Raw genomic sequence first — 18,564 nt, forward strand, 5'->3', positions numbered from 1 at the left:
GTCATTAGTTATTAGTTATTAGTTATTAGTTATTAGTTATTAGTTATTAGTCATTAGTGCTGTCCCCGCCGAGCTTTCCGTCCAACGTCATCAGGAAGAAGGAAGAGGGAAGAGGGAAGAGGGAAGAAGGAATTAAGAGATGCGAGGGGCAATTATCGGGAATGGTTTCAGAAATTCATCAAGTTTTCATAACCTAGAAGGTTGCTATATTACAAAAAATCATGAAGGGCAGACGAATTTTAATCGGCGTTAGTGGCGGGATTGCGGCTTACAAAGTTTGCGAAGTCGTTTCAACTTTAGCAAAAGCTGGAGCTGAAGTTAAGGCGATTCTTACTGAGGCTGCGGGGGAGTTTGTAACGCCTTTAACTTTTGCTACTCTTTGCCGCCATCCTGCTTTTACGGACAAAGATTTTTGGCAAGCAAATCACGGTCGCCCGCTGCACATTCAACTGGGAGAATGGGCGGAAGTTTTTGTGATTGCTCCTTTGACAGCTAATACCTTGGCTAAGTTGGCTGGGGGTTTTGCTGATAATTTGCTGACTAATACTGTTTTGGCTTCTACTTGCCCGATTTTGCTGGCACCGGCGATGAATACGGATATGTGGGAACAGCCTGCGGTGCAGCGGAATTGGCGGGAGGTGCTGACTTATCGGCGCTATCACGCGGCGAATCCGGGGGCGGGAATGCTGGCGTGCGATCGCGCGGGTGTCGGCCGCATGGCAGAACCTTGTGAGATTTTGCCTCACATAGAGTCGCTGTTGTATGCGAAGGGCGATCGAGATTTAGCGGGTAAGCGGGTGTTAATTTCTGCGGGAGGAACGCGGGAACACCTCGATCCGGTGCGGTTTATCGGCAATCCTTCCACGGGCAAAATGGGCATAGCTTTGGCGCAAGCCGCACTGCACCGTGGCGCGACAGTGACGCTGGTACACAGTATAACTGGGGAATTGCGGCTGTCAGGTGTGCGGGCGAGATCAGTTACGAGTGCAGAAGAAATGCGGCAGGCGATGCTGCAATGCTTTCACGATGCGGATTTGACGGTGATGGCGGCGGCGGTAGCGGATGTGAGGCCGGCTGAGTACAGCAGTGAAAAATTGCCGAAGCGATCGCTCCCGAATTGTTTGCCTTTGGCACCGGTAGCGGATCTTGTGGCAGAGTTGGGAAAATTGAAACAGCCGCATCAAAAACTCGTCGGGTTTGCAGCACAAACTGGGGATATTGTCAAACCGGCTTTGGAGAAATTGCGATCGAAGAAACTGGATGTAATTGCCGCCAACCCGATCGACAAAATAGGTGCAGGTTTCGGCAGCAATACCAATCAAGCAATATTAATTAATGCCGCCGGCAAGCAAGTAGAAATTGCACCTTGCAGCAAACTAGAAATGGCTCATCGGTTGTTTGATTTTGTGCTGGAAAGGTGAGGGCGCGATTTACTTCTTAACTTGCATTAGCTGGTTCGGGCAATAATTCTGATTCCCCCATTTCCGTTGATATCGAATCAGCGGGCAACTCAATACCTGCGACAGTAATTTCTAGTTTAAATCCTAACGCTTCGAGCAATTCTACCAAACTGTAAATTTCCAAACCGCCGCTTTCAGTCAGCATTTTGTCAAGTTTTTCGTGATGTTCTTTTGCTGACTCCGAAAGAGCATTCATCCTGATTTTAGCCTCAACCACCTTTCTGATGGCATTTCTCAAAAGTGCGGGTTCAGGGTCTTTTTCTTCCAAGATAGCCCCGATAAAACCACCAGCGTGTTCGGCATCTTTGAGAGATTCAATTAGAGACTCGTAATAGCTATCGCTGGTAGGCATTTTCATTTCTTTCATAGTCGGCCGAATACTCCTTCGCTTTGAGAATATCTTGTTCTTGGGTACTTTTATCCCCACTACAGAGCAGAAGCACAATTGTCCCTCCTATTTGTCTAAAATAAATCCGGTAGCCAGGGCCGTAGTTAATCCTAAGTTCACAGACACCATCTCCAACTGACTTATAATCCCCCAGATTGCCGAGACTAACTCGCTCAAGCCTTGCATCAACCTTAACTTGGGCTTTGCCATCTCGTAGGGCGTAGTACCACTCTAAGAAAGGAATCCTGCCATCAGGTCGGATGTAACGTCGAATTTCACGCTTGTTGTACTTCCATAATTTTATCGTAATTGATTGACAATTCCTATCGTAAGTGCGATGACAGTGCATTAAGTGGGCAAATCATACTTAAGACAGAGGCATTCTACCGACAAAATAGTAAACCTTGTTTGAGGAAACAAAGTTTAAATCAAACAGGGGATTGTGAATGAATTTTAAATCGATCGCAAAAACCAATCTACTATTCGGCAGCCTGATAATTAGCCTCGGATTGCAAGCACTTCCAGCAGCAGCGCAATCAGTCACCGACGCGCAAGTTTCCGCCCTCGTAGAAGCGCTGCGACAAGCCGCCCCGCCACAAGCCGCAAATGACGGAATGTACAGTCAGTGGCAAGTTTTACCAAACAATATTTCCCGCTGGGCCAAATTCTGTACCAAACAAGATTTAACACCCCAACAATTTGAAGCCGACGCGACAAAAGCCAAATCAATTGTTACCTGTATCGTGGGCGATTTGCTGCGCGACGAATACAAAGCTAGCGGCAACAATGAATTAACCGCTGTACGCCGCGCCGCTTGCTGGTGGATGACTGGGGAATCCGCAGCTTGCAAAAGCGGCGCAACTGCTACTTTTGCGGAGAAAGTTGTCAAGGTTTACCAGCAGCAGCGCGCTAAAAAGTAAAGTTTGTGCTGGCGGAATTTAGATTTTTGAGGTTCGATCGTTCGGACTTCAGTCCTTCTTCCGAGTCAATCGGGACTAAAGTCCTGACTACAAACAAACCTGCCTCATTTTTTTGAAAAAGGCTATACAATTTATACCCAATCCTGGTTTTGGATATTCTTTATGAACCAGTCGGTTTTGGGGCCGACATCGTTTGTGCAGACGCGGTTTCAACCGCCGAATCATCTAAATTACCCCTTTTCTGCCTGATTTCTCATCAACTTTTGCACGCTACCCAAAGCCCGATTTAATTCGTAACTCTTTCTTTCTGAATTATGCAAAAAAGCCTGCTGTTCTTCTTCAATCATCAACACATCCTGCCGCACCAAACCATCTAATAACTTTTGAGCCGCACCGAAACAACTATCTTTAATAAACCTGCGAAACCAAACAGGCAATTTGTGCAGCCGCCAAAACGCATTTAATGAGGTAAAATGAATTAAATAAGCGCGAGTTTCTGTCTCGCTTACCGGGCCAACTAAGCAGTAAATTTTAAAGTCGCTTCCCAAGGTTGAAACCCAGTGCGGGTAAACGTAACTAACCTCTAGCGGTTCCGGGTGCAGCTTCCGCAGAGATTTAAAAAATAACTGGGAGATTGACCAGATTTTATCTATTTTGTAATAACTTTGCGCCTGATAGCGGGCGGTTACTTGATGCGCGTCTTCTGTTAAAGTATCTAATACTGGATTGGCCCAAGCTTGCAAGTCTTCATGCAAGTGTCCGTGGTACATATCCATCAAGTTTTCAATTAAAAATGAATAGTGGGCCTGACAGTCGATGACTGAAACTGTGGCAATATAATTGAGATGTTCCCACTCTGGTAAGTCTAATAAATCTATTTTTTGGGCTTGGGTTGCATCGCCGGGAAACAGCCAGATAAAACCGTTTTGTTCTTGGACTGGATAGGAGCGAATTTTGCAGTTAGGTAGCTTTTGATTTTCTGCTAAATAATCGACTTCGGCGCATTCTCCGCTTGTATTTAACCGCCATCCGTGGTAAGCGCATTCGATTAAATCGCCTTTGATTTTACCGTGGCTGAGTTTGACTTGTCGGTGCGGGCACCTGTCTTCTAAAGCGTTGATTTTGCCTGCACTGTCGCGGAAAAGCACGATCGCCCGATGCCACAATATCACGGGTAGTGGCTGACTCTGTACCTCTGTGCTGCGGGCGACTGCATACCATTGCTCCAAATTAATGCTCAACTCGCGGATGTGACTATTTTTTTCCCGCGCAGATACTGATTTTATCCCGTTGTTTTGCATTACAGATTTTCCCAAATCACGCCCATAAAACAATCCAATCTTACAAAATAACAGCCGGGAAAGCAACGACCGTACATTTTTTTAAATCTCCCTTCTGACAAATACCTGTCACTGGCTAAATGCTTCAACCAGCTTGGCGACAATCTAAATTTTAATAATCTTGAAGCATTGCGAAATCCGTATTTGGAACAGTCGGGCATAAAATCTCTCGCTGCACCTACTATGTAGCTGATTGTAGCAGGTGTTTCGACTTCCGAGACATTATCTAAAAAAACAATCTTTCCCTGCTCATTCAACAGTTTTTTAATTAATGATAGAGTGGCGGGGAGATTGGGGAAATGGTGAAAGGTGGAGTCACTAACTATTAAATCAAATTGGCTATCGACCTTTAAATGACTGGCATCCATTTGGATGTATTCGATATTGGGGGACGAGCGTTTCTGACGGGCGATATCCAGCATTTTTGCTGACAAATCTACCGCCACTACCCGATCGTAATACTTAGCTAATTCCCAAGCCAAAATTCCCGAACCGCAGCCAATATCTAATGCGGTACCTTTAGAGGACGATAGGTTTTTAATAAAGAAATCGTTCTGGCTTTGCAAGGTTGCAGCAAAATCGTATTCTGTTGCAAAAGCATCAAATATTACAGATTTAGTGCGATTTTTCCAGTTAGTTTTCAGCATCTATTATTGCTTTATACTCGTTCAATAGTTTAACCGCAGATGCACCCAGATAAATGCTGATGATTTTTTTTCAAGCTGTGTCTTTTGGGTGCAGCGAAACCGCGGCCACAAACCGTAACTCATCTGAATTCCTGCTAATATTACCAACTATCCTCAGCAAGGCGATCGCTCTTAATCCTCTAATCAAGGTGTTTGTAGTGAAAAATTTAATGCTCGCCTTAAAAATCAGAAGACTTGCATTCCTCACTACAAACCATTTTTAGCGGACATAATATAAAATCCGCCCCGCTGCACACCTTAGATTTTCAGTACGCCTTCGGGATTCACCGTCAACAGCGATCGCCTCTGCAAACCTTCCTCATATAATATCGCATTAGCTGCTAACAAACCGCTGCTCACAGCCCTTTCCATTAAACCGCAAGGAAACGGCATTTTCACCCAATCTCCGGCAAACAAAAGATTAGGTACAGCGCAGCTAGTGTCTGGCCGTTCCGCATAACTACCGGGTGGATAACCGGAGAAATTCTTTTGATTTACCAATTCCCGGTGCAGCAGAGTCGCCGCTTTTAATTCCGGTACAATTTCATACAATTCTTCCTCGAAAGTAGCGAGCAAAACTTCCTGGTTGGGAAATTCTTTCTCCTTGTAACAGTAAGCGTGCAGTTCCACTACGCTACCGCCAGTTTTCTGATGCCACTCGATGAATTGATCTTGAATTTTGTGGTAAAGTGTGATGCTGTCAGTCAGTTTGTAGCCGGAAAGCGAACTAAAATTGCTGTGTTCCCAGGGAAAATCGCGATCGAACCAAAAACGGCCCACCGCAAACGGATCGGCTATTTTCAAGCCCTCGATTCGGCTCTGCACCTGTTGATTTACTTCACCGCTAGCTAAACTAAACAAATGCTGCATCCCAGGAACATCGGCAGCAAAAACATAGTAATCAGCCTGCAATATTTCTCCCAATTTTTGCGGTTGTGATTTGTTTACTGCTGCTGCCAACTGTACCTCATCTGCTTTTTTATCGACTACCTTAAATCTGGGTAAATCCCGCTGAGCAGGCCCGCTCACAACTCGTCCCTCAGCATCAAAAACTGCTCCGTGACAGGGACAGTGAAATTGACCGTCGTTTTGTTTCTGAACTGTGCAGCCTTGGTGAGTGCAACTTAGAGAAATTGCTTCTTTTCCTCCAGGGGCGCTGGCAAATACGCTGTCTCCCGCGCCGAAATATTCTGTAGAGTTGCTGTCAGTTAACAGCGCGTTTCGTTTGACCCAAAAAGGCACTTTACTTTGCACGTCTCCCGACTGATAACTCAGAGAATCAATCCTGCCGTTTTCCCAGTGAATATTGCTAACTGCGACATCTGTTAATACTTTGCCACCTTTGCTTTCAATGGCTCTGGCAATAGGCTGCACCAAACTTGTACCCATATCTTGCCGCGTGCCGTTGAAGGCCAAACCTTCGGGATTTCCGAAAAAGTAAAAGTGGAAAAATTGCATTAATTCTCCGACGCTCAATTTGTCGGGAGCGTTAAGGCTGGATTTGGCAAAAGGCAAAAAATACAAGTCGTAAAGTCCGCGCGGAAATTCACCTTTTACCCAGTCAGCAACTGATATATTGTCGAGACGAGCGAAAGTTTTTTGCGTTTGAAAGCCGCCAATTTCTCGAAACACTTCCCAATGAGCGGGTTTTGTCAGGTTGATTCCCCACTTGAGACGGTTGGGAGAAGATATCGCCAGGTCAACTATATTCCAGGGGAAGGCTGAATGGTTGGGACGGAAAACTTCGGGTTTGTATTTGCCGTCTCTAAACAGGACGGCGTAGGATTCCAAAGATACAAAATTATCGGTAATTTCTAATTCTTCAACTACACTTTTGAGGTTGTAATATTGCGGAAAAAAACCGTGGAAACCGTGTTCCATCATAAAAGTTTCGTTCCCGACTTGTATCGGCCAACTAGCTATTTTGCCTCCGAGTTGGGGCGATTTTTCTAGTAGCGTCACCGCGAAACCTCGCTGACACAGTTCGTAAGCGCAGGCGAGCCCGGCTAAGCCGCCTCCGACAACTGCTACGGTTTTGCGGTTATTCAGCATTCGCGGTAAGTCAAGAGAATCTTGACCAAAAACGGCGGGTTCTGGCTTGGAAAATCGAGAGTAGCCCAGCAGCCCGCCGGCGGTACCGACTCCGAGGATTTTGAGGGCGGTTCTTCGAGAAATTGGTTGGGATTGTGGTGGATTGGTTGATTGACTCATCAGCGATACGCGATAACGGGCTTTAAACACAAGGACGCCATAAGGCATAATCATAGACCGAAATCAGGCTATGTGAAGAAATACTAAGATATATCCCCCGGATCGCCTTTGACACGCCCAAAAACCCATACCCTGCCACGTACTCCTGCTGTGGTTCCAAATTTTAGACGGAAGTTCAAGCTTCCAGATTTAATGCTGCAAGTAAATCTCTGATGCTTCAATTGACTGTTATTTGTTATTTGTTATTTGTTATTTGTTGTTTGTTGTTTGTTGTTTGTTATTTCTTATTTGTTGATTGCGATCTGTTATCTGTTGAGTTAGAAGGGTTAAAAATTCCAAATTTCGCCCTAATTATTTCGTTGATTCGAGAGTCCGACAGGGGTTGTTCACCTTGGTTTCATAGCGAAATCCCTCTTTTATAGGACTAAAATTACTCGCAGTTTCTGTCAGATTTTACAGTCGGTTTCAACTGAAATGTTGCACCATTCTCAATTACTTGTTTGGGAACAGGCTCTCCGGCCTGTTCCGCAAGAAAATTCATCTTTTGTGGAACGGGCCGGAGAACCCGTTATTAACTCTTGTGCAAAATGTGATTTTTAACCGATTATTGCTATAATACGGTGGTTGCAAACCCTGTCGGACTGTCGGTATAACGCGCGATCTAGTTGACAGCAATATCCTATAAAACAAGCCTTGTCCGCATAAAAATTTCTCAAAAACCAGAATCAATGAATATACAAAAGTATAAAAATTGGTTGATATTAGCAGAAATAACAGCATTTTTATGCTGCTTGCAAGTGCCTGTTTCTGCTAGGATAGCAGGTGCGATCGCCCCTAAAACCAACAGCCAACTAATCGCCGCCCAAAATCTCCAATCAGCCGGACTTTACCGCCAAGCTTGCAATAGTTTGCTCCCTGTTTTAGAAATTGGTAATTTCAACTGCCAAAGCTTAATCGACAATCAACTATCTCCGACAGAAAAGGCGACAGTTGAAAACTTGGCAGACACGGAACTCAGCGCATCGGGATTGAGAACTTTAGGCGATGTACTGCGCGTCACGGGTGCTTTGAAAACTTCCGCAATCATGTTAAACCGCAGTTTAGAAATTGCCCAAAATTTGCAGTTAAATGAAGCTATCAGCGCCGCTTATCTCAGTTTGGGAAATCTCCAGCGAGCGATCGCCAAACGGCAAGAAGATATCCGCAAGGATGCTAAGGTTAATTATGCCCAAGCTTTGGAATTTTACGAAAGGGCGATCGCCCTTGCTGCCCAAACCGAACAATTGCAAGCTAAATTAAGTAAACTGAGCCTGCTTGTGGAAACTCAACCATACTCAGATATCAGCAATTTGTGGCAAGAAATCCAGTCAAAAGTTGACAATTTGCCCGTCACCACTGAATCCATCTATGCCCGCATCGACTTTGCCGAAAGCCTGACTTGTTTGAAAGTGCAAACAATGGAGCGATCGCACATCGAGAAAATCTTACTACCTTTGTCGCCTGCAGTCCAACACTGTGCTGTCGCAGCCAAAAGTCAAACCCTAGGAAACCCAGAATTAATTTATGTTGCGAAACTATTGGCATCCGCAGCAAAAGATGCTACAAAATTAGGCGATTTGCGAGCAGAATCCTACGCCAAAGGCAGTCTCGGCGAATTGTACGAAATCACCGGACAATTATCCGATGCCAAACAATTAACCACGGAAGCTTTAGGCATTGCACAGTCAATTCAGGCGGCGGATATTGCCTATCGATGGCAGTGGCAATTAGGCAGATTGACGGTGAAAAGTAAGGGAGACAAAAAAAGTGCGATCGCAGCTTATCAAGCATCAGTTCAAACCCTCCAATCTTTACGCAAAGATTTAATTGCCGTCAATCCCGACGTGCAGTTTTCCTTCCGAGATAATGCCGAACCAGTTTACCGCCAACTCGTAGATTTACTCGTGACAACTGAGGGAAACACTCAACCAAATCAAGCAAATTTAGAACAAGCAATCCAACAGATTGACGCACTTCAACTAGCCGAAATCGAAAACTTTTTGCGGTGCAGTTTATCTCCTACCGTTGCCATCAATCAAATACCCGATCCTGAAGCTACACTCATTTATCCAATTATTTTAGAAGACAAAATAGCACTGATTTTTCAAGTAGCAGGAAAACCCCTAACATATCGCGAAACTCCCGTACCTCGAAAAACAGTAGAAACTACCCTGCAACAACTCCGAAAAAATTTGCAAACACCGGGAAATAATCCTGAAGTAATAGCGGATGCCAAAAAAGTGTACCAATGGTTGCTCGCACCGCTGAAACCCGAACTCGACAAAAATCCTCAAATTGAAACATTAGTATTTGTCCTCGATGGCGATTTGCGGAACATCCCGATGGCGGTGCTTTACGATGAAAAAACCGAGCAATATTTAGTACAAGATAAATATGCGATCGCCATTTCCCCGCAACTCACACTTTTTGCACCTCAACCGCTACAACAAAAACTAAAAGTCTTCGTCGGCGGCATCGGTCAATCGCAAAACATTGACGGTAAACAGTTTGAAACCATCCAAAAATTAAAGGAAGAATTAGAAGGAATTAGCCAAAAAGTTCCCGCCAGTCAACCCCTGCTTGAGGCCAATTTCACCAAAGCCAATATTCAAAATAAGCTTCAAACAGGCAACTTTTCAGCAATACACCTAAAAACTCATGGCGAATTCAGTTCAGACCCAGATGAAACCTATATTGTGGCTTACCAAAAACTCCTGAAAGGTCAAGATATCGCTAATTTAATTGAAACCGAAACTCCGCAGCAGCAAACTAATATTGAATTGCTTGTTTTGAGTGCTTGTCAAACTGCATCGGGAGATAACAGAGCAGTTTTAGGACTTGCGGGAATAGCGGTGCGTGCGGGGGCGCGCAGCACTTTATCAACTTTGTGGGAAGCGCAGGATGCACCAAATACGGAACTGATGTTACGGTTTTATGAGGAACTGTCGAAACCCGGAATGACTAGGGCAAAAGCGCTGCATTTTGCACAAAAGTCTCTGTTGGAAAGATATGAGCCGGCGAATATTTGGGCGACATATATTTTAGTTGGCAATTGGTTGTAAATTAACAGGTTTGTAGTGCGGACGGTCGTCCGCACTACAAACCGTTTTTGTTACAGTAATCGACTAGACATCATATTAGTCGATCGCGCGTTAGCCTAAGCCTCGCGCAATTTGCGATCGTCCCGCGCTCCATTGCGAAGTTTTGGAGTTGCCATCCGCAACACAAAATCCAGCAACCAAGGAGCAATTCGGTGACACAAAACTGCTAGATGACTTTGGTATCCCACCAAGATTTCCGGCGCATCTTTGTGCAATCCCGCCACAAGCGCTAGGGCAACTTTTTCGGGAGTTGTGGGCACTACCCACCGGAATTGTTCCAAGTCTCGCACCATATCGGTATCTGTTAGAGATGGCAATAAAGCTGTGACTCGAACATTGTACTGAGTTAACTCGCTACGCAAGGCTTGGGTGAATCCCAAAATTGCAAATTTTGTAGCAGAATACGTCGCCATTGTCGGAGCCGCAATTTTGCCCATCAAGCTCGAAACATTGACAATTGTTCCCTCTTTTTGCGCCGCCATTCGCTTCGCTATTAAGCGGGTAATTGTGTAGGTTCCGAGCAAATTTAAGGCGATTTCTTCCTCGATTAACGGTAGCGGGGCACGCAAGAATGATGCTTGGTGTGCTACGCCCGCACAGTTGACTAGCAGGTGAATTGGGCCGCAATCGCGCCAAGCTTGGGCGATCGCAATATTCACCGCTACTGACTGAGTTAAATCCAAAGCTAAGGGTACTATTTCTGTACCAAAAACATCGATTTCCTCTGCCAGTTCAATTAATTGCCGGCGGTTGCGCGCTACTATCACCAAGCGTTTGATTCCTTGTCGCGCTAATTCCAGGGCGATCGATCGCCCAATTCCGCGCGAAGCTCCTGTCACTAGAGCTGTTTTTCCTTGAAGTTGCATACATTAAACCCTCTGGATTTGAAGTGATCGCCGCGCGCGGAGTTATAAGTTGCGAGTTATGAATTTTGTGGAGTTAATTCAAAACTTTTGAATCGCCAACGCGCGCGGGATTTAAACTCAACTAAACCGTGACTTATGCAAAAAATCCTTCGATGTGGTATTGCTGTAAGGTGCTTGTGGGCGAACCGTACAAACAGAGTTTGTGCATAAGTCCTCTAAACTTTTGGTTTGGCAGAAATTTGCTAGAAATTTGCCAGAAATTTGCCAGAAATTTGCCAGAAATTTGCCAGAAATCTGGCTGCTATACCTTACTCAAGCAGACAAACTTGAGATTGTAAAACAAGGTAAGAAATCTTACCGAATTTGGTTGGCTTAATTCCCCTGTTTGGTTAGTCAGCGCAGGCGGACTTTGTTTGTGCAGCCGCGAATTATATTCGCCGGGGATTTTTGAGCAATATAGAGCATCAATCACATACCTCCTAGATATGAGTTTTTCGCTTCTACACACACCTTAACAACTTGACAGAAAAGTGGCAACAATTTTTAATAAATCTTCCGCAACACTTCTTGACAATTTTCTCATCAGGCGGATTTCCAAGTACCGTGAAAGCTCAAAGGTATGACACCGGGCAATTCTAGCTGACAAATAGGAGCGCTGTTTAGTCTGTCGCTGTCAAATATCCAGACTTCGCTGCTATCAGAATTCCCATCATAAACAACTGTCAAAATCCAACCTTTCTCCGAGGAAATATCTGGAACGTAGACGGGTTCTGTGGGATAGCGATTTTCGCCGCAATCGGCAATTGTGAGATTTCGGGTTTGTGTGTCCAAACGGGCGATCGCCCCGTAACGTTCCGCTACAATATCAACATCAGACCGATACATTGCCAGATAAATATACCGCGAGTCTTGACCAATGTCGGAAGCAGGTACAACCGGAAACTCGCAAGCTTTATCCAACAATTGTTCGGCTGCTATCACCTCGGCAGTTTCAGGATTTAAACATACCCGCCACAGAGAACCTTCCGCGTCAGTGCGAGTTTCACCTGTCGGTACTTCTTTCAGTCGCTGATTAGTTTGAAAGTCAGCGAAACGCACAAAATCTACCGCCACCGAACCATCTTCTTTGACAAAACCGTTAGCAAAGTGCCACTGAAACCAAGCATCAGTTTCGCCACAACTAACTAAAGACAGAGTTTCCGAATCAATAACTAATATCTGCGTTTTTAACTCCGGTTTCCAGTCAAACGAGTCGCCATAACTGCTAATTCCAGCTAACACTGGCAAAACATTGAGTCGCACCGGCGGCACAAAAAATATTAGATAGTTTCCCGCCAAAACAAAATCGTGTACGAGAGAAATCCCCTTTAAAGGAATAGTTGCTTTTTGCACGATTTTGCCCGTACAATCGCTTTTATACAAATTCAACTTGGGACTCGCACTGCTGGTAATTCCAAAGTTAAAAATATTGCCAGTAATCGGGTCGCGCTTGCAGTGAGCTGAATAAGAAAATTTACTATCTAAATTGCCTAAATTGTCGATTCCTTTAGTTTCCAGAGTTTGCAAATCTAGGCTGTGAGGTGGCCCGCCTTCCCATAATGCCAAAAGGCGATCGGGCAAAGCGAAAACTGAAGTATTGGCAGCATTTTTAACAGATTTAGTCCACCGCAACCACGCAGGCCCCGGTGCTGTCATGCCATAATTAGTGTAGATAAATCTATTAGCTTTTTCTTCAGCTTGATATCCCGCTGTTTGCACGTAGCGATAAACAGCAGCAGCACCGACATCGGTAAAATGAACTGCCAAAATTGCACCGTCGCCATCAAACCAGTGTCCCGCAGTCATGCCGCCGCGTTCCAAACGTCCGGGCCCGTTGCGATAGAGACTGCCGCGCAATCCGTCGGGAATTTTACCGCTTTTAACCGATAGCTGAGTCAACGGAAACTCCGCAGCCGGAGTGGCTAAAGCTTTAGCCCAGGATTTTTTAGCTGAGATGTTAGTGTCTATTTTCATGTTAAACTGGCAATTTTTAACTGGGCTGGCAGCAATTTCAATATACAATTATATAGCCTTTCTGTGCTCTCATAGGAGGTACTGTGCGACCTAGGGCATAGGTGTCCGTGGGCACAGGGCATAGGGCATAGGGCGATCGAACCGCTATAGCAGAAGTTATCTATAGCCGTTCTCAAGCGAGTCAAGTATTCACCAATTAATTAATAATTCCTCAAATATAAAATTTAAAACTCGTACGCTCGCGAAACCGAAGTATCTAAAATTTCACTTAATAGAAAAATGGTATAACATTTATGACTCTCCCCCGCCGCTATGTGCTCAGAACTTTTGGGTTGACTGCTATGGGCACGATATTTTTGCCGTTGGCGAAGCCCTTGAAGAGGATCGCCCAAAACAACATTTTCCCCCAAACAATTATTAAGCCTCCCCGCCTGCAAGTCGGTGATACAGTTGCTTTAATCAATCCTGCCGCTTTCAGTTACGAAAAAGAAATCCAAGATTTTTTTAAAGTATTGGATAACTTGGGTTTAAAAGTTAAACTGGGAAAGCATTTTTACGATCGCTACGGCTATTTAGCAGGGAAGGATGCCGATCGCGCCGCCGATGTCAACAGCGCCTTTGCCGATGACTCAGTGCAAGCTATTTTTACCGGGATGGGCGGCTGGGGCTGCAACCGAATTTTGCCACTCCTAGATTACAATATTATCCGCAACAATCCCAAAATAATTATGGGATTCAGCGATATTACGGCACTTTTATTAGCGATTTATGCTAAAACTAATATAGTTACTTTTCACGGCCCTTTAGGTGTCTCAAGTTGGAGCCCCTTTACAGTAAATTACGTCAAAAAAGTTTTGTTTGACGGAGGTGATGTCACCATGCAAAACTCCCAAAGCGTGCAAGTTCAAGTTATCCGGCGCGGCACAGCTAGGGGAAAACTAATCGGTGGCAATTTATCAGTAATTGCAGCAATGGTAGGCTCTACTTATTTGCCGGAATGGGAAAATAGTATTTTGTTTGTCGAGGAAGTTAGCGAAGAAGTTTATCGAATCGATCGAATGTTAACGCAACTTAAATTAGCGGGCATTCTCGATAAAATATCCGGTTTTATTTTCGGACAGTGTACCAAGTGCGAAGCTGAAAAACCGCAAGAGTCCTTAACCTTAGATCAAGTTTTGACGGATCGGATTCGCCCCTTGAATATTCCCGCGTGGTACGGTTCCATGACGGGACACATTCGGGATAAGTTCACTTTGCCGATCGGCAAAGAAGTCGAAATCGATGCAAATTCTGGTACAATCAAATTATTAGAATCCGCTGTCAGTTAAATCTTGAACTAAGTAAGTCGGTGGGGAAAAACACAACTGTGTTAAGAAAGATAAATGAGGCTCAAACCCCAATCCCTCCTGCATTCTGTCTCCTGACTCCTGCCTCATCCCAACTACAAATATTTACGCCTTTCTACTTATTCTCGATATTACCGAGGCAGAGCCTCTGGATGTGCGTTTCCAGGCAAAGCCAGGGAACGAGAAATAAATTTCAACACAAAATCAGTAAGATCGTGAAAAAAATTGCACAATTAATGAAACCCTTAACAGTAATAATTTTGACAATTCTTTGCCTGTTGCCGCTCAATGCCTGTGCAGCAGCAGAAGCAAGTAAAACCACCAATAGCGACACCATTTATCAGCAGCGAACCGTCCACAATCCCGACGGAATTGGCAAATTTTACATGGGTCGAGAAATTGCCCAAGTCATGGGATATGAAGGCGCTGGTTGGCTGGAAAGACCATCTCGCGGCATGGAAGAAAAATCCGCTAGATTAGTCAACAATCTCGATTTAAAACCAACTGATATTGTAGCAGACATTGGAGCCGGAACCGGGTATTTTAGCTTTCGCATCGCGGCCCTAGTTCCCGAAGGCAAGGTTTTTGCGGTTGACGTGCAGCCGGAAATGATTAATTTTCTTGAGTTGAACAAAAAAGAAAAAAATATTACTAATGTTGAGCCAGTTTTGGGCAGTTTCGACAATCCGAACTTGCCGGAAAACAGCGTAGATTTAGTTGTGATGGTAGATGCTTATCACGAGTTTGCATATCCTAGAGAAATGATGGAAGGAATTGTTAAAGCACTAAAGCCGGGAGGGCGCGCGGTATCGATCGAGTATCGGGGCGAAAATCCAATGATTCCCATTAAAGGTTTGCACAAAATGACCCAAAAACAGGTAAAAAAAGAAATGGCCGCCGTCGGTTTAGTATGGAAAGAGACAAAAGATATGTTACCCCAGCAGCATTTAATGGTGTTTGAGAAACAATCTCAAGTTTAGTAACAAAAAATACCAATTGTTTACCATATTTTCTAAGTTTTGTCAAGGGACATAAACCGTATTAATCTGAACGAGCGATCGCCCAAAAAAACTCATCTCAGTTTCACAAAAAAATGTAACCGCTCCCCTTAGCTCCAAACCCTTAGAGCATAAGTCATTCCCCATCAAAAATATCAAATCAGCAGCAATCAAAAATGGTATAAGCCTTAAGTAAGCATTAAGATAGGGATTGCACTCAAAATGTCAATTTACAATTAAAAATTGACAACCCAGAGTTGCTTCCCTAATTGTTCAAGCGAAGAAGTGTCGCTACTACTAAGGTATCAGCGTGAACATTCCAAGTTCCATCATCACCATGCTCGCCGGTATCGGAGTGACTCTGATCAGTCTCTGGTACGGGCAGAATCATGGTTTAATGCCGATCGCCGCTTCTGAGGAGGCATCCCAGGTAGACGGACTTTTCAACACAATGATGACCATTTCCACCGGACTATTTATCATGGTTCAGGGACTGCTGATCGTTGCTGCAATTAAATACCGCCGCCGTAAAGGAGACAACACAGACGGCCCGCCTTGGCATGACAACTTTCCTTTAGAAATTCTATGGACAGCCGTGCCAGCGGTGATAATTTTAGGAATCGGAGTCTACAGTTTTGAGATTTACAACTCAATGGGAGGCCTCGATCCGATGGGCAATCACGACCACGGCACCATGCAATCGCAATCTCAAATGCGCGGAAGTGCGATCGCGGCCACACTGTCAGATACACCCCAAAACGCCCCTAAAATTCCCTCTCAAAAGCTCGTTGCTCTTGGCGTTGGCGCATCCCCAAAAAATGAAAACAAAGCACCAGACTTAATTGTAAACGTCATAGGTTTGCAGTACGCCTGGATTTTCAGCTATCCAGAAAGCGGTGTTAGTTCCGGTGAACTGCATATGCCAGCCAACCGCGACGTGCAGCTAAATATTGCAGCTCAAGACGTGCTGCACGCATTTTGGATGCCGGAATTTCGCCTCAAACAAGATGCAATTCCCGGCCGGCCGAGCGAACTGAGATTCACAGCAAATAAAGTCGGCGAATACCGGATTGTTTGTGCAGAATTGTGCGGCGCTTATCACGGAGCGATGAAAGCTTTAGCATTCGTTCACACCCCCGAAGACTTCGATAGTTGGGTGAAGGAACAGCAAATTGCTAGCACTCAAAACTTAGAGGAAGCAATAGCAATTAATCCTGGGGAAATGTCAGACGGAGAATTTTTAGCTCCCTACGTCAGGGAAATAAAAATTAATCCAGAAACCCTAGAAAAACTTCACCCAAACCATCACTAAAAATAGTCATTAGTTCCTGGCAATTGGTCTTCGATCCAAAGCTAATAACTAATGACAAATAACTAATGACGAATAACTATGACACAAGCACAGTTCCAAGAAACTGCCAACCTTGAGGCTCGCGGCACAGCGCCGGCCGACAGACATTGGCGAGATTACTTCGGTTTTAGTACCGACCACAAAGTAATCGGCATTCAATACCTGGTAACAACTTTTGTCTTCTATTTAATCGGCGGCGTGATGGCGACAATAGTGCGAACCGAACTCGCCACTCCCGATAGCGATTTTGTCACCCCCGAACTCTACAACAGTTTATTTACCGTTCACGCCACGGTGATGATCTTCCTGTGGATCGTACCCGCAGGCGCTGGATTTGCTAACTTTTTGATCCCCTTAATGATTGGGGCAAAAGACATGGCATTTCCTAGGCTGAATGCGGTTGCCTTTTGGTTAATTCCAGTAGGCGGCGTATTGCTGCTGAGCAGTTTTTTGGTGGGAGCTCCGCAGGCTGGTTGGACTTCCTATCCGCCTTTGAGCTTAGTTACTGCTCAAGCCGGAGAAGAAATCTGGATTCTCAGCGTCTTGATTCTCGGAACTTCTTCGATTTTGGGAGCGGTGAATTTTGCCGTTACCATCTTCACGATGCGGGTTCCGAGCATGAGTCTCAATGAAATGCCTTTGTTTTGCTGGGCAATGATTGCGACGGCAGCGCTGACTTTAATTGCTACTCCAGTGTTAGCTTCAGCTTTGATTTTGCTGTCGTTTGACTTGTTAGCGGGGACGGCATTTTTTAACCCGACAGGTAACGGCGATCCCATCGTCTACCAGCATTTATTCTGGTTTTATTCGCACCCGGCAGTTTACATTATGATTATGCCCTTTTTTGGGGTGATTTCAGAAGTTTTGCCGGTGCATTCGCGCAAGCCAATTTTTGGTTATTTGGCGATCGCCTATTCCAGTCTCGCGATCAGCTTTTTGGGCTTAATCGTGTGGGCGCACCATATGTTCACCAGCGGCACTCCTGGCTGGCTGCGGATGTTTTTCATGATCACAACTATGATCATCGCCGTGCCCACTGGGATTAAAATATTTAGCTGGTTGGCCACTATTTGGGGAGGAAAACTCCGCCTAGTTAGCGCCATGCTATTTGGGATGGGTTTTATCTCAACATTCGTCCTCGGCGGCATCACCGGGATCATGGTAGCTTCCGTACCTTTTGACATTCACGTTCACGATACTTATTTTATCGTCGCTCACTTACACTACGTGCTGTTTGGCGGCTCAGTGTTTGGAATTTACGCTGCTTTTTACCACTGGTTCCCCAAAATGACTGGGCGGATGCTTAACGAATTTTGGGGTAGAGTTCACTTTGTTTTAACCTATGTGGGCTTTACTGTAACTTTCTTGCCAATGCACGCTTTGGGGATGCAAGGAATGCCCCGGCGGGTGGCAATGTACGACCCGAAATTTACCACGATTAATGTCATTTGTACGATCGGCGCTTATATGCTGGCAGTCTCGACAATCCCGTTTATTGTTAACGTGATTTGGAGCTGGAGATACGGCCCGAAAGCAGGCGATAATCCTTGGGAAGCTTTGAGTTTGGAATGGATGACGACTTCGCCACCGCCGATCGAAAATTTTGAAGGAGTGCCGGTATTAGCAACCGGGCCTTACGATTACGGCATGGAAAAAATTCAGCATACTGGGGAACGTCTCAGGCTGAAGTTGAGGGAAAATGCCACCCGCAACGCCAAGAAAGAAGGTATTCCGATTGCAGAGGCTCAAGCTTCAACTTTCTTTGGCGGTACTGCAACTTTAGTCGCTCCTGAATCGGAAATAAAAGCTGATTCTCCTGCAGATGAAAGTCAAGATGACAATTAG

General features: G+C 45.0%; 15 protein-coding genes. 8 read left to right on the top strand and 7 right to left on the bottom strand.

The features are described 5' to 3' along the window. Positions 1–221 precede the first annotated feature (221 nt). Positions 222–1,421 carry a bifunctional phosphopantothenoylcysteine decarboxylase/phosphopantothenate--cysteine ligase CoaBC gene (coaBC, locus tag QUA97_RS16205; RefSeq protein WP_194068217.1) on the top strand — a complete coding sequence of 400 codons (1,200 nt, stop codon included), beginning with the start codon at positions 222–224 and terminating at the stop codon, positions 1,419–1,421. A 16-nt stretch (positions 1,422–1,437) separates the two neighbouring features. Here the strand turns inward: coaBC and QUA97_RS16210 are convergent, their stop codons facing one another. Both QUA97_RS16210 and QUA97_RS16215 read right to left on the bottom strand, forming a co-directional pair. Continuing rightward, positions 1,438–1,827, bottom strand: a complete 390-nt coding sequence (locus QUA97_RS16210; RefSeq protein ID WP_194068218.1) for a helix-turn-helix domain-containing transcriptional regulator — start codon at positions 1,825–1,827, stop codon at positions 1,438–1,440. Then, complete coding sequence (locus tag QUA97_RS16215; RefSeq protein WP_333195225.1) at positions 1,796–2,152, bottom strand: type II toxin-antitoxin system RelE/ParE family toxin; 357 nt, start codon at positions 2,150–2,152, stop codon at positions 1,796–1,798. The genes QUA97_RS16210 and QUA97_RS16215 overlap by 32 nt, the downstream gene beginning before the upstream one ends. Positions 2,153–2,294: 142 nt before the next feature. Between QUA97_RS16215 and QUA97_RS16220 the strand changes: the two genes are divergently transcribed. After that, on the top strand, positions 2,295–2,768 hold the full coding sequence (locus tag QUA97_RS16220) for a hypothetical protein (protein WP_194068219.1): 474 nt from the start codon (positions 2,295–2,297) through the stop codon (positions 2,766–2,768). Between the two features lie 230 nt (positions 2,769–2,998). Here the strand turns inward: QUA97_RS16220 and QUA97_RS16225 are convergent, their stop codons facing one another. The 3 genes from QUA97_RS16225 to QUA97_RS16235 form a co-directional block, all read right to left on the bottom strand. After that, positions 2,999–4,069 (bottom strand): aromatic ring-hydroxylating dioxygenase subunit alpha, encoded by a 1,071-nt coding sequence (locus QUA97_RS16225; RefSeq protein ID WP_194068220.1) that lies wholly within the window; start codon positions 4,067–4,069, stop codon positions 2,999–3,001. Next, positions 4,069–4,755, bottom strand: coding sequence for a class I SAM-dependent methyltransferase (locus QUA97_RS16230; RefSeq protein ID WP_194068221.1), 687 nt, complete (start codon positions 4,753–4,755; stop codon positions 4,069–4,071). The genes QUA97_RS16225 and QUA97_RS16230 overlap by 1 nt, the downstream gene beginning before the upstream one ends. A gap of 297 nt (positions 4,756–5,052) precedes the next feature. Beyond that, complete coding sequence (locus tag QUA97_RS16235; protein ID WP_194068222.1) at positions 5,053–7,005, bottom strand: FAD-dependent oxidoreductase; 1,953 nt, start codon at positions 7,003–7,005, stop codon at positions 5,053–5,055. Between the two features lie 728 nt (positions 7,006–7,733). Here QUA97_RS16235 and QUA97_RS16240 point away from each other — a divergent pair. Beyond that, positions 7,734–10,106 carry a CHAT domain-containing protein gene (locus QUA97_RS16240; RefSeq protein ID WP_333195216.1) on the top strand — a complete coding sequence of 791 codons (2,373 nt, stop codon included), beginning with the start codon at positions 7,734–7,736 and terminating at the stop codon, positions 10,104–10,106. 95 nt (positions 10,107–10,201) lie between these two features. Here the strand turns inward: QUA97_RS16240 and QUA97_RS16245 are convergent, their stop codons facing one another. Beyond that, the gene (locus tag QUA97_RS16245; RefSeq protein ID WP_194068224.1) at positions 10,202–11,011 is read right to left on the bottom strand and encodes an SDR family NAD(P)-dependent oxidoreductase; all 810 of its coding nucleotides are present in this window, start codon (positions 11,009–11,011) and stop codon (positions 10,202–10,204) included. A gap of 202 nt (positions 11,012–11,213) precedes the next feature. Here QUA97_RS16245 and QUA97_RS16250 point away from each other — a divergent pair, with 202 nt between their 5' ends. Beyond that, a complete protein-coding gene (locus QUA97_RS16250) occupies positions 11,214–11,387 on the top strand; it encodes a hypothetical protein (protein WP_194068225.1) in 174 nt (57 codons plus the stop codon). Between the two features lie 206 nt (positions 11,388–11,593). Here QUA97_RS16250 and QUA97_RS16255 read toward each other — a convergent pair whose 3' ends face one another. Continuing rightward, positions 11,594–13,024, bottom strand: coding sequence for a carotenoid oxygenase family protein (locus QUA97_RS16255; RefSeq protein ID WP_333195217.1), 1,431 nt, complete (start codon positions 13,022–13,024; stop codon positions 11,594–11,596). 293 nt (positions 13,025–13,317) lie between these two features. On the opposite strand from QUA97_RS16255, the gene QUA97_RS16260 reads away from it, so the two are divergent. The 4 genes from QUA97_RS16260 to ctaD all read left to right on the top strand — a co-directional run bounded on the left by QUA97_RS16260 (position 13,318) and on the right by ctaD (position 18,564). Continuing rightward, the gene (locus QUA97_RS16260) at positions 13,318–14,352 is read left to right on the top strand and encodes a S66 peptidase family protein (protein ID WP_333195218.1); all 1,035 of its coding nucleotides are present in this window, start codon (positions 13,318–13,320) and stop codon (positions 14,350–14,352) included. Positions 14,353–14,606: 254 nt separating this feature from the next. Next, a complete protein-coding gene (locus QUA97_RS16265) occupies positions 14,607–15,350 on the top strand; it encodes a class I SAM-dependent methyltransferase (RefSeq protein ID WP_333195219.1) in 744 nt (247 codons plus the stop codon). Positions 15,351–15,678: 328 nt separating this feature from the next. After that, positions 15,679–16,680 carry a cytochrome c oxidase subunit II gene (locus QUA97_RS16270; RefSeq protein WP_333195220.1) on the top strand — a complete coding sequence of 334 codons (1,002 nt, stop codon included), beginning with the start codon at positions 15,679–15,681 and terminating at the stop codon, positions 16,678–16,680. 78 nt (positions 16,681–16,758) lie between these two features. Then, positions 16,759–18,564 (top strand): cytochrome c oxidase subunit I, encoded by a 1,806-nt coding sequence (ctaD, locus tag QUA97_RS16275; RefSeq protein ID WP_333195221.1) that lies wholly within the window; start codon positions 16,759–16,761, stop codon positions 18,562–18,564.

This window comes from Microcoleus sp. CZ3-B2 (assembly GCF_036705055.1).
Taxonomy (GTDB): domain Bacteria; phylum Cyanobacteriota; class Cyanobacteriia; order Cyanobacteriales; family Microcoleaceae; genus Microcoleus.

Bases quoted from the DNA above. Each gene is read 5' to 3' on its own strand.
- coaBC (WP_194068217.1), top strand. From the start codon at position 222: ATGAAGGGCAGACGAATTTTAATCGGCGTTAGTGGCGGGATTGCGGCT.
- QUA97_RS16210 (WP_194068218.1), bottom strand. From the start codon at position 1,827: ATGAAAGAAATGAAAATGCCTACCAGCGATAGCTATTACGAGTCTCTA.
- QUA97_RS16220 (WP_194068219.1), top strand. From the start codon at position 2,295: ATGAATTTTAAATCGATCGCAAAAACCAATCTACTATTCGGCAGCCTG.
- QUA97_RS16225 (WP_194068220.1), bottom strand. From the start codon at position 4,069: ATGCAAAACAACGGGATAAAATCAGTATCTGCGCGGGAAAAAAATAGT.
- QUA97_RS16230 (WP_194068221.1), bottom strand. From the start codon at position 4,755: ATGCTGAAAACTAACTGGAAAAATCGCACTAAATCTGTAATATTTGAT.
- QUA97_RS16235 (WP_194068222.1), bottom strand. From the start codon at position 7,005: ATGAGTCAATCAACCAATCCACCACAATCCCAACCAATTTCTCGAAGA.
- QUA97_RS16240 (WP_333195216.1), top strand. From the start codon at position 7,734: ATGAATATACAAAAGTATAAAAATTGGTTGATATTAGCAGAAATAACA.
- QUA97_RS16245 (WP_194068224.1), bottom strand. From the start codon at position 11,011: ATGCAACTTCAAGGAAAAACAGCTCTAGTGACAGGAGCTTCGCGCGGA.
- QUA97_RS16255 (WP_333195217.1), bottom strand. From the start codon at position 13,024: ATGAAAATAGACACTAACATCTCAGCTAAAAAATCCTGGGCTAAAGCT.
- QUA97_RS16260 (WP_333195218.1), top strand. From the start codon at position 13,318: ATGACTCTCCCCCGCCGCTATGTGCTCAGAACTTTTGGGTTGACTGCT.
- QUA97_RS16265 (WP_333195219.1), top strand. From the start codon at position 14,607: ATGAAACCCTTAACAGTAATAATTTTGACAATTCTTTGCCTGTTGCCG.
- ctaD (WP_333195221.1), top strand. From the start codon at position 16,759: ATGACACAAGCACAGTTCCAAGAAACTGCCAACCTTGAGGCTCGCGGC.